Below are 12,797 nucleotides of genomic sequence, written 5' to 3'. Positions count from 1 at the left end.
CCGCGCGCTCACAGGAGTGCCGCGTACCGGTCCACCGCTTCCGCGGCCGCCGCGATCCGGGCCCGCGCCTCGGTGATCTGCTCGTGGGCGCGGCCCAGTTCCGGCGGCAGCAACGACTCCGGGTGCGCGCGGCCGAGTTCGGTGAACATGGCGATGCTTTCCTCGATCCGCTCGCGCGCCTCGGCGGCGAGCCGGTAGCCGTCGTCGAGTTGCTCCCGGACGGCCAGCAGCGCGTTCCTGATCTCGAAGACCAGCACGGGGCGGCTACAGGCGGGTCGCGTAGCCGTCGGCGGTGGAGATCGCCGCCGCCACGGTCTGCTGTGCCTCCTCGATCTGGCTGATCGCCTGGGCCAGCAGCGCGTACGACTGCTCGGCGTCGCTCTGCTGGCTGCCCTCGGTGGCCTGCTGCAGCACCGACTGGGCGTTCTCCAGCGACGACTTGGCCTGCTGGAGTGCGGGCACGCTCTCCTGGGCCACCTGGTTGGCCTGCGCGATGCTTTCCCGAACCGCCTGGATGTTCGACATGTCGCGGATGTCCTCCGACTCGACCCGCGGCCCATTCCCGGGCCGCTCGGGGCTGAACCTAGTACCGGTTTTCCCGGCGCAGTCAGCGGGATGATCCGCCGAAGGGCTGCACCCGGTGCCGGCCAACGGTGCTAGCGCCCGGGTGCGGATGCGCGGGAGGCCTGGTCACAAGCTGTGTCCGGGGCAACACGGCGCGTTGAGGGTGACGTGTCACACATCTTGCTTCGCGTGCGGCGTCAACCCTCCGCCGGGCGTTGTGCCGGTTCCGGGTCGGCCACGGCCTCCGGGTGCCCGCCGTGCCCGGCCGGGGATTCGGGGTCGTCGCCGCGCTCGGCGGCGGGTTCCGCGCACAGTTCCAGCGCGGCGATGCCGGAGGCCGGCCGGGGATCGGCGGCCCAGCGGACGACCGCGGTGCGGTCCCGGTACTCGAGCTCCGACCAGCCGGTGTTGCCGAGGGCGGCCGCCCCGGCGAGCACCGCGCCGTCCGGCGGCTCGGTGCTGAGGCCGAGATCGAGTTCCACCCGTTGCAGGCCCTGGTGCTCGGCCGAGCCGATGATCGTGGCGCGCCGGCTGATCCGGGCGGCCAGCACGCGTGCCCGCCACTCCGCCGCAGTGACGCGCTCGGCGGCCACGTCCACCCGCAGCCGCAGCGCGCTGGACGGTTTCCCGTTCCGGTCGGTGCGGCGGGGCGCGGCGTCGGCCGACTGCCCGGTGGGCGGGAGCTGCGCGGTGACCCCCGACCATGCCTCGACCAGCATCCGCTCGCCGCCCGGCACCAGTTCGCCGATCACTTCTGGATCGTCCAGCACGGTCCAGGCGACGGGCGGCTCGCAGGCGATGCGCGGCACCCCGGCCCTGGGGCAGAACGTGCGCACGAACACCCGCACCGCCCTGGCCAGCCCGGCCGGATCGCCGGGGACCGCGCTCACCCCGCTGTGCCGCCGGATCGTCACCGCCCAGCACCCGGGTTCCTCGTCCGAGCAGTCCCGCGAGCCGACCACCGTGCCACCGATCCGATCGAGCCACCGCTGGCACGCGCCGCGGGAATGCTCGCCGTCGTCCGCCGCGACCACCACGGTGATCAGCAGCTCGAACTCTTCCTCGCCCATTGTGCGGACGATTCTCCCGCAGCGACCTGAATGCCCGTCCAGCTCGCTGTCCGTTCGCCGAACTGGCGCCCGACTACGGCAGGTCGAACGGGTAGCCAGCAGCCACACCGGGTGAGTCAGCGCGTGTCCTCGAAAACCTGCCGGAGCGACTCACGCGCGCCGTCGAGGTGTTCACGCATCCGCTGGACGGCCTGGTTGGTGTCGCCCGCGCGAAGTGCCTCCAGCACCGCGCCATGTTCGGCCGCGATGCGACGGCGGCCGAGGGTGTGCCGGGTCTGCACCATGCACAGGTGGATCTCGCCCTGGATGGTCCGGTAGAGCCGGCTCAGCCGGGGACTGCCGACCGCGTCCACGAGAACCTGGTGGAACCGGAGATCCGCTTCGACGAACGTGCTGTGCGACGTGGACGGTTCCAGGTGGCCGAGGTCGGCCACCGCTCGTTCCGCCTCGTGGAACGGAACGTTCCCGAGGTCGCTGAGCAACCGGATCACCTCGAGTTCCAGCGGCATGCGGACCAGGAAGAGGTCCTCGATGTCGTGGCGGCCGAGGCGGGGCACGGTCGCTGGTTTGTTCGCGTCGCGGTGCAACAGGCCCTGGTACACGAGGGCGGAGATCGCGCTCTTGGCCGTGGGGCGGGCAACGCCGTACGCGCTGGCGATCTCGTTCTCGGCCAGCGTGGTCCCCGGGCGCAGCTCGCCGTTGAGCACCCGGTCGCGGAGTGAGGTGACGAGGGCGTCGACGACCGAGACCGTGGACAGGGGGGTTACCGCTTGCCGCGCCATCGCTCCTCCTCATCGATTCACCCGCATCCTCCCACAAGTGCCTGTCGGTGAGTTGTTGACAGTCATGCATACATGGCTCATTGTCTGACAATCGTACGAGAGTCACGACACATGGCCGGTCGATGCCGGTGAGGACAGGGAGGGCCAATGGCGGCCTACCAACAGACCTACGCGCCCGTATGGGGATCTCTCGGGTGGAGCGCGCTGTGCGCCGCGCTTCCGCTGCTGACGCTGTTCGTGCTGCTCGGGGGGCTGCGATGGAAGGCGTGGAAGGCCTCGCTCGTCGCGCTCGCCGCGGCGCTGACCGTGGCGGTGGTCGGCTACCGGATGCCGCCCCCGCAGGCGGCGCTCGCTGGGTCGCAGGGAGCCGTGTTCGCGCTCTTCCCGATCATCTGGATCGTCCTGAACGCGATCTGGATCTACCGGCTGACCGAGCTGACCGGGTGGGACGGTGTGCTGCGCCGCGCCTTCGGCTCGCTGTCCAACGACCAGCGCATCCAGGCGGTGATCATCGCGTTCTGCTTCGGTGCCCTGCTGGAGGCGCTGGCCGGTTTCGGAACGCCGGTGGCGGTCTCCGCGGCGATGCTGGTGACGGTCGGCCTGCGGCCGGCGAAGGCCGCCGCGGTGGCGCTGGTGGCCAACACCGCCCCGGTCGCCTTCGGTGCGATCGCCGTACCGATCACCACTCTCGGCCAGATCACCGGGCTGGACGCGGCGACGCTGGGTGCCGTGGTCGGCCGGCAGACGCCGGTGCTGGCCACGGTGGTGCCGCTGGTCCTGGTGTTCATGGTGGACGGTCGCCGTGGCCTTCGGCAGACGTGGCCCGTCGCCCTCGTGGCCGGCCTCGCCTTCGCCGGCGCGCAGTTCGTCAGCGCGAACTTCGTCGGGTACCAGATCGCCGACATCGTGGCCGCCCTCGCCGGCGCGCTCGCCGTCATCGCCATGCTGCGGGTGTGGCAGCCGCGGGAGGAGCTGAGCGGGGCGCCGCCGGTCCCGGTGATGGCCGGCGGTGCGGGGGAGAGCCGCGAGCTCGACGCGGTGATGGACCGGCGCAGCGGCCGCGGGTCGGCCGCCCTGGCCTTCGCCCCCTACCTGATCGTGGTGGCACTCTTCGCGGCGACAACCCTGGGGCCGGTGGCGGCCTGGCTCAAGGCGCACGCCGGATGGTCGATCGCCTGGCCGGGACTGCACGTGCTGAACGCGGCCGGCAAGCCCGTGTCGACCGCCCTCAAGGTCGATCTCGCCAATGCCGGCACGATCCTCCTGATCGTCGGGGTGTTGACCGCGCTGATCTACCGCGTCGGCCCGGCGCGGGCACTGCGCGCATACGGCGCGACGCTGGTGCGGTTCCGGTGGACGATCGTCACGGTGATGGCGGTCCTCGCGCTGGCCTACGTGATGAACCTCTCCGGCCAGACCGTCACCCTGGGAGTCGTCCTCGCCGCGGCCGGAGGCATGTTCGCCCTGCTCTCGCCCGTGGTCGGCTGGCTCGGCGTGGCCGTGACGGGATCGGACACGTCGTCGAACTCGCTGTTCGGCCTGCTGCAGTTGACGGCGGCGCGGCAGACCGGTCTCTCCGGCTACCTGCTCGCCGCGGCGAACTCCTCCGGCGGCGTGCTGGGAAAGATGGTCTCGCCGCAGAACCTGGCGATCGCCGCCACGGTGGTGGGCATGGACGGCCGGGAGGGTGTGCTGTTCCGCCGCGTGCTCGGCTGGAGCCTGGTCCTGCTCTGCGGCATGTGCGCGCTGGTCTACCTGCAGTCCACCCCGGTACTGGGCTGGATGGTGGGACGGTGACGGCGCTGCCACGGCGGATCCGCGACGAGCTGGTCGCCATCGTGGGAGCGGCCAACGTGCGGACCGAACGCGGCGACCTGACCCCCTACGCCCGCGACGCCACCCCGCTGTTCCACGCGTATCCGGATGCCGTGGTGTTTCCGGGTACGACCGCCGAGGTGGCCGAGATCCTCAAGCTGGCCACAGCGCACGGCATCCCGGTGACGCCGCGCGGGGCGGGAACGAACCTGTGCGCCGCCACGGTTCCCGAGGCGGGCGGGATCGTGCTGGTGCTCACCCGGTTGAACCGCATCCTGGAGGTCAGCGGTGACGAGCTGCTGGCCCGGGTCGAGCCCGGCGTGACCACCGCGCGGCTCGCCGACGCGGCCGAGGCGGCCGGGCTGTGCTACGCGCCGGACCCGGGTAGCCGCACCGCCTCCACGGTCGGCGGCAACGTGGCCACGTGCGCCGGTGGCCTGCGCGGCCTGAAGTACGGCGTCACCCGCAACTACGTGCTCGGGCTGACCGCGGTGCTGCCGACCGGCGAGATCATCCGCACCGGCGGTCGGCTGTGGAAGGACGTCGCGGGCTACGACCTGACCCGGCTGCTCACCGGCTCGGAAGGCACCCTCGCGGTGATCACCGAGATCACCGTGGCCCTGCTCCCCAAACCGTCCCACAGCGGCACCGGGGTCGGGTACTTCCGTTCGCTCGCCGACTCCGGCCGCGCCGTCACCGCCGTCATCGCGGCGGGGATCGTGCCGGCGACCCTGGAGTTCCTCGACGAGAAGTGCATCGACGCGGTCGAGCGCTTCGCCCACCTCGGGCTGCGGTCGGACGCGGGAGCGCTGCTGCTGTTCGGCGATGACGGCGACGGCGAGATGGTCACCGTCCACCTCGCCCGGATCGCCGAGATCTGCGGAGCGGCCGGTGCGCTCGACGTGACCCTGGCCGGCAGCGTGGCGCGTGCCGAGGCCCTGCTGGCGGCTCGTCGCTGCTCGTTGCCGGCGCTGTCGCGGCTCGGTTCGCTCACCATCCTGGAGGACGCGACCGTGCCCCGGCCGCGGCTGGCGGAGATGGTGGACCGGATCGACGACATCGCCGCCCGGCACGACCTGCTGATCGCCACCTTCGGGCACGCGGGCGATGGCAACCTGCATCCGACGTGCGTGCTGGACCCGGACGACACGGACGCGGTGCAACGGGCGCACAAGGCGTTCGCCGAGATCTTCGCCGGCGCCGTGGAACTGGACGGGACGATCACCGGTGAGCACGGGGTCGGCGCCGCCAAACGTCCCTACCTCGCCGACCGGATCGGCACCGACCAGCTCGCGTTACTGCGGCGTGTCAAGAACGCCTTCGACCCGGCCGGAATCCTCAACCCCGGAAAGTTGGGATCATGACCGAGCCCACCGCAGGTGGCATCTTCGGCAAGGACCTGCTGGACCGGTGCATCTCGTGCGGCTTCTGCCTTCCGGCGTGCCCGACCTACGAGCTGACCGGCGACGAGGCGTCGTCGCCCCGCGGGCGCATCACGCTCATGCGCGCACTGGAGACGGGCCACCTCGACGACGGCGATCCCACGCTTGTCGAGCAGGCGTCGTTCTGCCTGGGCTGCCGTAGCTGTGAGACGGTCTGCCCGGCCGGAGTCGAATACGGCGCGCTGCTGGAACAGTGGCGCGACCACCAGTGGCGGGGCATGCGGCGACCGTGGCTGGCGCGCGTGCTGATGGCGGTGGTGCGCCGCGCGTGGCTGCTCCGGCTCCAGGGCCTGGTGCGACGCCACGCGCGCGCCCGGGCCCGGGAAGGATCACCGGCACTGTTGCTGGGCTGTGTCGAGCGTGGGCTGTACCCGGAGGTCAGCCGTGCGGTGCGACGCCTTCGCCCGGAGGTCACCGCTCCCGCCGGCCAGGGCTGCTGCGGGGCGCTGCACGCGCACAACGGTGACTCCGCCAGCGGAGCCGAGCTGGCACGCGAGATCGGCGCACGCCTGCCCGGGCGGATCGTCACCACCGCCGGGGGCTGCGCGGCTCATCTGAGCGCTCATCTCGGCCGTGACCGGGTGAAGGAACTCAGCGAGTACCTCGTCGAGGTCGGGCACCTGCCCCTCGGCGAGGTCCGGGTCGGCGGTCGGCGTACGCGGGTGGCGTTGCAGGACTCCTGCCATCTGCGCAACGGGATGGGCGTGACGCGCCAGCCGCGCGAGTTGATCGGCGCTGTCGCGGACTACGTGGAACTGCCCAACGCCGGCACGTGCTGCGGCGCGGCGGGGACGTACTCGGTGCTTCGGCCGGAGGACAGCAGGACGGTGCTGGCCCCGAAGCTCGCGGCGATCGAGGAGGCGGGCGTCGACTATGTCGTCGCGGTCAACCCCGGGTGCCTGCGGCAGTTGCGGCAGGGACTGCGCGCACGCGGCTCCCGGGTTCGCGCGCTGCATCTCGTCGAACTCCTGTACATGGCGGAAGGGAGCACGGGCCCGCGGGAATGACCTTCGGCGGCAGTGGGCCCTGATCTTCCCGCCGTCGCGAGAAGGAAAGATCAACTGAGGGCTTCATCCATGTCGGGGTGGCCCGCACCCGACACTCCAAGGGCCAAGGTCAAGCTAGGGTAGGTCGAAGGGGCGGCCCGGGTGCTTGCCGATCGGCACGTTGATCCGGGGGTCGCGCGGGCAGGTCCACACCGGGTCGTCCAGCCCGTAGACGATCCGCATGGGGTGCAGGTGACCGGCGACGCAGGCCGGCCACGGCGTCCCGTCGTCCTGCCGCTGCCGCCTGCCCACAAGGAAGTCCTGGGTGAGATCGGCGAGCAGGAGCAACGCCGTGTTCATGCCGCGCGTGGGGTCGACGACAAGGCTGCCGAGCACCTCGCCGTCCAGGATGAGCTGCGCGCGCTGCCGCCCGTCGTGCGTCTCGCTGGGGTCCGGGTCCAGCCGCACGGAGTGGCCGGCCGAAGCCAGATCGTCCGCGACGGGACGGAACACCGCCGCCACGTCCTCCGTCACGCCCGGGATGATAGGCGTGCCAACACGATCATTTCGACGTGGCGACGGCCTGCGGTCGCGGTCGCAAGCCGGCCCCGGGCCCGCCCACGCCGGCCACCGCGGGGCGTGACGGATGTCGGCCCACCGGTGTTCCCCGGTTCACCAGGTGGGCACCGGCGGGGCGGTCACCGGCGGCGCCGGCACCGGACGGTCGGCGCCCCACGGCGTGCATCTCCGGCCCCCGTCGCGGGCTTCCAGGCATGCTTGGACCTCGGAATGCCGGTGCGCGGCGAGCATGCGCGTGTAGACGTACGGTGCCGCGGCGGCATCCGCGTCGATGACCACCGACTCGGACTGGCCGTCCCGGGCGACCACGAGCACCCGGTCGCCGGGGGTGACGCGGGCCGCTCGGGCCCACGCGGCGCCGCACGCGTCGCTGACCCTCAGGTGCAGCGACGCCGCACCGACGGTCAGCACGGCGAACGACGCGGCGTCGACGGCGCACGCCATCGCCTCCGGGTCGTGGCCGGCGCACTGGGCGCCGGAGCACCCAACCGTGTACGGCGGTGTGGTGGGCTCCGACGCGGCGGAGCCGCCGAGGATGCCGGTGAACCGGACCAGTGCGCCCAGCACGGCGGCACCGGTGATGGCGGCGGCCACCGCGAGCGCCGAGCGCCCTCGCGGACCGGGAAGGCGGCCTGCCGTGGTGGGGCGGCTCGCCGCCGGCGCCTCGGATTCGGGCTCGGCACCGGATGGCTGCGGGCCGGCGGCCCGGCCGCTCCAGCGGGTCTCCGCCCGCTCCCACAGCGCGTGCACCCGGTCGACCGGCTGACCGGTCAGCCGCGCCAGCGCGTCGACCGCGTCCCGCGGTGGCAGCTTGATCCCGTTGAGGTACCGCTCCCAGGACGACTTGCTGTACGGCGTGCGCCGCGCGAGCGCGGCCAGGCTCAACCCCGAGCGGTCCTTGAGGCCCCGCAACACGCCGACGAGGTAGGCCACCTCCGGATCGAGGGAGCCGGGCAGCGGCCGCCACCGGCCGCTCATGCGCGTAGCAGGGGCCATGTCTGCGGTCCCACGATGCCGTCGGCGGGCACCCCACCCGCCTGCTGCAACCGCTTCACCGCCGCCTCGGTGCGCGTTCCGAACAGCCCGTCGATCCGCCCCGGGTCGAAGCCGTGGCGTGCCAGCAGGCACTGCACCTCCACGACGTCCTCGCCGTCCCCGTGCAGCGCCACCAAACGGTCCGAGGTGGTGCTGTGCCCGGCGTAGAGCCGACCGTCGCGCCGGGAGTAGTCGCAGCCGAGACCCTCCGGCCGCACGGAAGGCCGCGAATGGCCCGGGCTACCGAGCCCGGTCAACCAGGCCGCCGCGCCGGCCGCCGCCAGCACGGCGAGGCCGCTGGCTGCCACGAGAACCCATCGCCGCCGGAACCGTGGGGGCCGTCCGCTCGGTGTGCCTTCCGGTTCGCTCGGCGCGTCCTCCGGTCCGCTTGCCACGGGTTCGTCGGCCGGCTGTGGTGGCGGAGACTCGGCGCGCCCCCATTCGGCCAGCTCCCACAGCGCGAGCAGGCGGGGCAGGTCAGCCCCGGCCAGGCGGCCCAGTTCCTCCACCGCCCGGCGCGGGGGCATTGTCCGCCCGTTGAGGTAGCGGTTCCAGGACGACCTGCTGTAGGTCGTCTTCCGCGCGAGCGCCGACGCGCCGATCCCGGCGGTGTCCCTGAGTTCCCGTAACCGCACGACCAACTGGCGCACCCGTGGATCCAGGTCGCCCGGAAGCGGTCTCCACCGAGCCATGTTCCCCCCCTGGTCAGTGTGACTCCGCGATCTTCTGTTGTCCCCCCTGATCCCGTGGTTCAGGATTACCGCAGTGCCGGCTGGACGGGCAAGGTGAATTCCTTTCCCGTCCCGTGATCGTCATGGTGAAAGATTGTGATCAAGATGATCTGGGCTGCTCCAAGATCCGCAACAAGTGGCGACCATCGCTATCGCGGCCGGGGCGGGCGTGAGTTTGGCGACCTGAGGCCCGCCCCGGCCGGAGACGCCGAGGAAGGAGTGATCCGATGGATCAACCCGTCGACCGGTGCCCGGGCGGGCAGAACCCCCACCGGGGTACCGCCACCGAGGTCATCATGATGGTGTGTCACCTTCCGTGTGCACGGCGCGGCGACTGGGTGGTCCACATCCCCATGGGTTGCACTTATGTCAGTTAGGTCGGATGATGGCGCACGAGGGGAGGGGTCGACATGGTGCTGGAGATGCGATTGGCTCGCCGCGTCGAGCCGCCGGCTGATCGGGACGTGGTGGCCGACCTGGCTGAGGCACTCGCCGAGTCGGATGGCGACGTGGTGGTTCGGCTGGGACAACGTGATTTCGTGCTGCCCGACCAGGTCGCTGGTGCGCTCCGTGACCTCCTCGCGCGCCTCGCACGGGGCGAGGGCGTGGTCGTCGCCAACACGGGTCAGCTCCTGACGACAAGCCAGGCCGCGGAGGTTCTTGGGGTCTCGCGGACGTACCTGTGCCGGCTGCTTGACGAGGAAAAGATTCCCTACGTATACCGGGGTACCCATCGTCGGGTCCGACTGGCGGATGCCATCGCCTACACGGAGGAGCTTCGGAGGGGGCGCAAGCGCGCTCTGGACGACATGGCAGCCGTGTCCCGGGAGCACGGACTCTATTCGGATGATTTTTAGCCCCCGTGACCACGCTTGCTGCCTTGATCGATAACGTCGCCGTGTGCCGTTTCTCGCCTTCCTAGATGCCAATGTGCTTGTCCCCGCTCGGCTTCGGGACGTGCTACTGACACTGGGGGAGGAAGGGCTGTTCCAACCCCGCTGGAGCGTCGGTGTGCTGGAGGAGGTGCGGCGGCACCTCCCTGCTGAGATGGACGTGCGAGCCGTTGATCGGCTGCTGTCCGCGATGGAGGAGGCCTTTCCCGAGGCCAAGGTGGAATGGCCGGGCGTCGTGGACATTTCTGTCCGGCTCATGTCGAATCCCAAGGATCGCCACGTGGTGGCAGCGGCGCTGTGGTCGGGTTGCGAGGTCCTCGTCACCGCAGATGTGCGCCTCTGCGCGGAGATCGAGCGGTTGACCAGCTTGGAACCGCAACGCCCAGACGCCTTCCTGGCGTTCGCCGTGGATGCGGGCCCGCCGCGAGCCATTGCTTCACTTGTCGAGATGGTGCGCCGTCGATGGCTCCCCGAAGACCAACGGATCAGCGACGATCAAGTCATCGAGCGGCTCGTTGCCTGGTGCCGACGCCGAGACCTCCCCGCCACCGCTGACGTCATTTCCCGCTGCCGCTGAACGCCGCGTGATGCTCGGCTGCCCGGCCGGAGAGGTCAGCCGGGCAGCCGAGCGGTCAGGGCAGCAGGTGGTGGATGCGGATGGGGAGGTCGCGGACGCGGCGGCCGGTGGCGTGGAAGACGGCGTTGGCGATGGCGGCGGACACCCCGACCGCGCCGAGTTCGCCGATGCCCTTCGCGCCGATCGCGCTGGCCACGCGGTCGTCGTCGTCCACAAAGGACACATCGATCTCGCCGATGTCGGCGTTGACCGGGACGATGTAGCCGGCCAGGTTCTTGGACAGGAACCGGCCGAGATTCGGCTCGAACACCGACTGCTCCAGCACCGCCTGGCCGTAGCCCCAGGTGATGCCACCGATCATCTGGCTGCGCGCGGCCAGTGGGTTGAGGATCCGCCCGCCGGCGTAGACGCCCACCGCCCGGCTCATCCGCAGCAGACCGAGGTCCGGGTCGACGCGCACCTCCACGAAGATCGAGCCGTAGGTGTGGATCGAGTAGCCCCCGGTCCGGCCGCGGGTCATGCCACCGCCTTCCGGCGACCAGCGGCCCTCGGACTCCAGCTCGGTGAGTCCCGCCTCGGCCAGGGCGCCGGCCAGCGGGTCACCGGGCTCGGCGCCGAGCTTCTCCAGCGCCGACTCGGCCGCCGCTCGCACCGCGGAGCCGAGGCCCATGGTGGACATCGACCCGAACGTGCCGGTGTGCGGCGGAAAATCCGAGTCGCCGTGGCGCACCGCCACATCCTCCGGCGGGCAGCCGAGGGTCTCCGCGGCCACCGCCTGCACCATGGCCGGCAATCCGGTGCCGATCTCCTGCATGCCGGTCTCCACCACGACGTGCCCGGTGTGGTCGATCCGCAGCCGGGCGGACGACGGGGAGCGCGGGCTGTCCATGGTGGCCGCGGCCATGCCCCAGCCGATCAGCTCATGACCGTCCCGCATGGACCCGATCTCCGGATTCCGCTCGGACCAGCCGAACCGGCGCGCCCCTTCGCGCAGGCACTCGACCAGCTTCCGGGACGAGAACGGTTCGCCGGTGAGCGGGTCGACCTCGGGCTCGTTGCGCAGTCGCAGCTCCACCGGGTCCATGCCCAGTTCGTGGGCCAGCTCGTCCATGGCGGATTCCAGCGCGAACATTCCCGGCCCCTCGTGGGGTGAGCGCATCGGCGTCGGTCCCGGACGGTGCAGCCGCTGGATCCTCGTGCTGGTCTCGATCGCCGGGCTGGCGTACATCCACGTCGAGCCGTGCGGGGTGTTCTCGCAGTAGTCACCGAGCTGGGCGGAGGCGTTGCTGCTCGTGTGCCGCAGCGCGGTGAGCCGGCCGTCGGACGTGGCGCCCAGGCTGACCGTCTGCCGGGTCGCCGGCTGGTGCCCGGCGAGGGTGAACATCTGCGCCCGGGTGAGTACCAGCTTCACCGGCCGCCCGGTGACCCGCGCCGCGGCCGCGGCCAGCGGGATGTGCGGCCACACGAAACCCTTGCAGCCGAAGCCGCCGCCGACGAACGGGCAGAACACCCGCACGTTCTCCGGCGGCACCCCGAACAGCGCGGCCAGCGCCGCCTGGGCGAACAAGACGGACTGCACCGAGCTGTGCAGCACCAACTGGTCGCCGTCCCACCGGGCCAGGGTGGCGTGCGGCTCGATCGGGCTGTGGTGCCGGTCCGCGGTGGTGTACGTGGCGGTGACGGAGACGTCCGCGGCGGCGAGACCGGCGGTCACGTCCCCCTTCGACTCGTCGGTCTCGCCGAACACCAGACCGCCGTGCGGGACCACGTCCTCGGCCTGCCCGAACGGCACCGCCGGCGTCACGTCCGCGTACTCGGCCCGCACCAGGGTGGCCGCGTGCCGGGCCTGCTCCCAGGTCTCGGCGAGCACCACGGCGATCGGCTCGCCCTCGTGGTGCACGGTGTCCTCGAGCAGCGGCGGCACCGGGAAGCCCAGCGGCGGCGTGGACAGCTCACCAAGCGGCGGCAGATCGGCCCGGGTGAGCACGCGTACCACGCCGGGCGCGGCCTCGGCGTCCGCGGTGTGCAGCGCGGTCAGCCGCCCGTTCGGCACGGTCGTGGTGACGAGTGCGGCGGCCAGCGCGTCCGATGTGTCGGCGTCGGCGGCGTAATGCGCGGTGCCGGTCAGCTTGGCCGGCCCGTCCGGCCTGGTCAGTCCCGTTGTCATGCGGCGGCCTCTCGTTCCGCGAGTTCGCGCGCATCCGCGATCGTGTCGCCAGGGCGCGCCGGAGGTTCTTGGGTCACTTCGGCCGGTGAGGCGCCCTGCCGCCCCGATCGCGGGGCCTGGCGGCCGGGACGCGCGTCGTGGTCACCTCGGGTGCCG

Annotated in this window: 13 protein-coding genes; 5 read left to right on the top strand and 8 right to left on the bottom strand. The window is 71.8% G+C overall.

Annotation, left to right across the window (positions count from 1 at the left end; genetic code table 11):
- Nucleotides 1-8: 8 nt before the first annotated feature.
- The 4 genes from FFT21_RS08700 to FFT21_RS08685 form a co-directional block, all read right to left on the bottom strand.
- Nucleotides 9-257, bottom strand: coding sequence for a hypothetical protein (locus FFT21_RS08700; RefSeq protein ID WP_137813274.1), 249 nt, complete (start codon nt 255-257; stop codon nt 9-11).
- A 7-nt stretch (nt 258-264) separates the two neighbouring features.
- Nucleotides 265-525, bottom strand: coding sequence for a hypothetical protein (locus FFT21_RS08695; RefSeq protein ID WP_137813273.1), 261 nt, complete (start codon nt 523-525; stop codon nt 265-267).
- Nucleotides 526-761: 236 nt separating this feature from the next.
- A complete protein-coding gene (locus FFT21_RS08690; protein WP_192909439.1) occupies nt 762-1,634 on the bottom strand; it encodes a hypothetical protein in 873 nt (290 codons plus the stop codon).
- A 116-nt stretch (nt 1,635-1,750) separates the two neighbouring features.
- Nucleotides 1,751-2,416 carry a GntR family transcriptional regulator gene (locus FFT21_RS08685; protein ID WP_137813272.1) on the bottom strand — a complete coding sequence of 222 codons (666 nt, stop codon included), beginning with the start codon at nt 2,414-2,416 and terminating at the stop codon, nt 1,751-1,753.
- A 147-nt stretch (nt 2,417-2,563) separates the two neighbouring features.
- On the opposite strand from FFT21_RS08685, the gene FFT21_RS08680 reads away from it, so the two are divergent.
- From FFT21_RS08680 to FFT21_RS08670, 3 genes are read left to right on the top strand one after another with little or no spacing between them, the layout of a single operon-like run.
- A complete protein-coding gene (locus tag FFT21_RS08680; protein ID WP_137813271.1) occupies nt 2,564-4,213 on the top strand; it encodes an L-lactate permease in 1,650 nt (549 codons plus the stop codon).
- Nucleotides 4,210-5,595 (top strand): FAD-binding oxidoreductase, encoded by a 1,386-nt coding sequence (locus FFT21_RS08675; protein WP_137813270.1) that lies wholly within the window; start codon nt 4,210-4,212, stop codon nt 5,593-5,595. The genes FFT21_RS08680 and FFT21_RS08675 overlap by 4 nt, the downstream gene beginning before the upstream one ends.
- Nucleotides 5,592-6,680 (top strand): (Fe-S)-binding protein, encoded by a 1,089-nt coding sequence (locus FFT21_RS08670; RefSeq protein ID WP_137813269.1) that lies wholly within the window; start codon nt 5,592-5,594, stop codon nt 6,678-6,680. Before FFT21_RS08675 ends, FFT21_RS08670 begins: the two co-directional genes overlap by 4 nt.
- Before the next feature lie 114 nt (nt 6,681-6,794).
- Here FFT21_RS08670 and FFT21_RS08665 read toward each other — a convergent pair whose 3' ends face one another.
- From FFT21_RS08665 to FFT21_RS08655, 3 genes are all read right to left on the bottom strand, one after another.
- Complete coding sequence (locus tag FFT21_RS08665) at nt 6,795-7,193, bottom strand: hypothetical protein (RefSeq protein WP_137813268.1); 399 nt, start codon at nt 7,191-7,193, stop codon at nt 6,795-6,797.
- 138 nt (nt 7,194-7,331) lie between these two features.
- Nucleotides 7,332-8,216: a helix-turn-helix domain-containing protein gene (locus FFT21_RS08660; protein ID WP_225978227.1), complete on the bottom strand. Its 885-nt coding sequence runs from the start codon at nt 8,214-8,216 to the stop codon at nt 7,332-7,334.
- Nucleotides 8,213-8,923: a peptidoglycan-binding protein gene (locus FFT21_RS08655; RefSeq protein ID WP_225978226.1), complete on the bottom strand. Its 711-nt coding sequence runs from the start codon at nt 8,921-8,923 to the stop codon at nt 8,213-8,215. Before FFT21_RS08655 ends, FFT21_RS08660 begins: the two co-directional genes overlap by 4 nt.
- A 491-nt stretch (nt 8,924-9,414) precedes the next feature.
- Between FFT21_RS08655 and FFT21_RS08650 the strand changes: the two genes are divergently transcribed.
- Both FFT21_RS08650 and FFT21_RS08645 read left to right on the top strand, forming a co-directional pair.
- Nucleotides 9,415-9,861 (top strand): excisionase family DNA-binding protein, encoded by a 447-nt coding sequence (locus FFT21_RS08650; protein ID WP_225978225.1) that lies wholly within the window; start codon nt 9,415-9,417, stop codon nt 9,859-9,861.
- Between the two features lie 43 nt (nt 9,862-9,904).
- Entirely contained in the window at nt 9,905-10,474 is a 570-nt protein-coding gene (locus tag FFT21_RS08645; protein ID WP_137813265.1) for a PIN domain-containing protein, read from the top strand.
- Between the two features lie 55 nt (nt 10,475-10,529).
- Here the strand turns inward: FFT21_RS08645 and FFT21_RS08640 are convergent, their stop codons facing one another.
- Nucleotides 10,530-12,641, bottom strand: a complete 2,112-nt coding sequence (locus tag FFT21_RS08640) for a xanthine dehydrogenase family protein molybdopterin-binding subunit (protein ID WP_137813264.1) — start codon at nt 12,639-12,641, stop codon at nt 10,530-10,532.
- Nucleotides 12,642-12,797: the final 156 nt, after the last annotated feature.

Origin of the sequence: Gandjariella thermophila (assembly GCF_005405885.1) — a bacterium.
In the GTDB taxonomy this organism is placed as follows: domain Bacteria; phylum Actinomycetota; class Actinomycetes; order Mycobacteriales; family Pseudonocardiaceae; genus Gandjariella; species Gandjariella thermophila.
The sequence above is the reverse complement of the archived record's forward strand: the minus strand, read 5'-3'. Positions and strand labels throughout refer to the sequence as shown.

Coding starts and splice junctions, on each gene's coding strand:
- FFT21_RS08690 (WP_192909439.1), bottom strand. CDS start 1,634: ATGGGCGAGGAAGAGTTCGAGCTGCTGATCACCGTGGTGGTCGCGGCG.
- FFT21_RS08660 (WP_225978227.1), bottom strand. CDS start 8,216: ATGAGCGGCCGGTGGCGGCCGCTGCCCGGCTCCCTCGATCCGGAGGTG.
- FFT21_RS08640 (WP_137813264.1), bottom strand. CDS start 12,641: ATGACAACGGGACTGACCAGGCCGGACGGGCCGGCCAAGCTGACCGGC.
- FFT21_RS08695 (WP_137813273.1), bottom strand. CDS start 525: ATGTCGAACATCCAGGCGGTTCGGGAAAGCATCGCGCAGGCCAACCAG.
- FFT21_RS08680 (WP_137813271.1), top strand. CDS start 2,564: ATGGCGGCCTACCAACAGACCTACGCGCCCGTATGGGGATCTCTCGGG.
- FFT21_RS08670 (WP_137813269.1), top strand. CDS start 5,592: ATGACCGAGCCCACCGCAGGTGGCATCTTCGGCAAGGACCTGCTGGAC.
- FFT21_RS08650 (WP_225978225.1), top strand. CDS start 9,415: ATGGTGCTGGAGATGCGATTGGCTCGCCGCGTCGAGCCGCCGGCTGAT.
- FFT21_RS08685 (WP_137813272.1), bottom strand. CDS start 2,416: ATGGCGCGGCAAGCGGTAACCCCCCTGTCCACGGTCTCGGTCGTCGAC.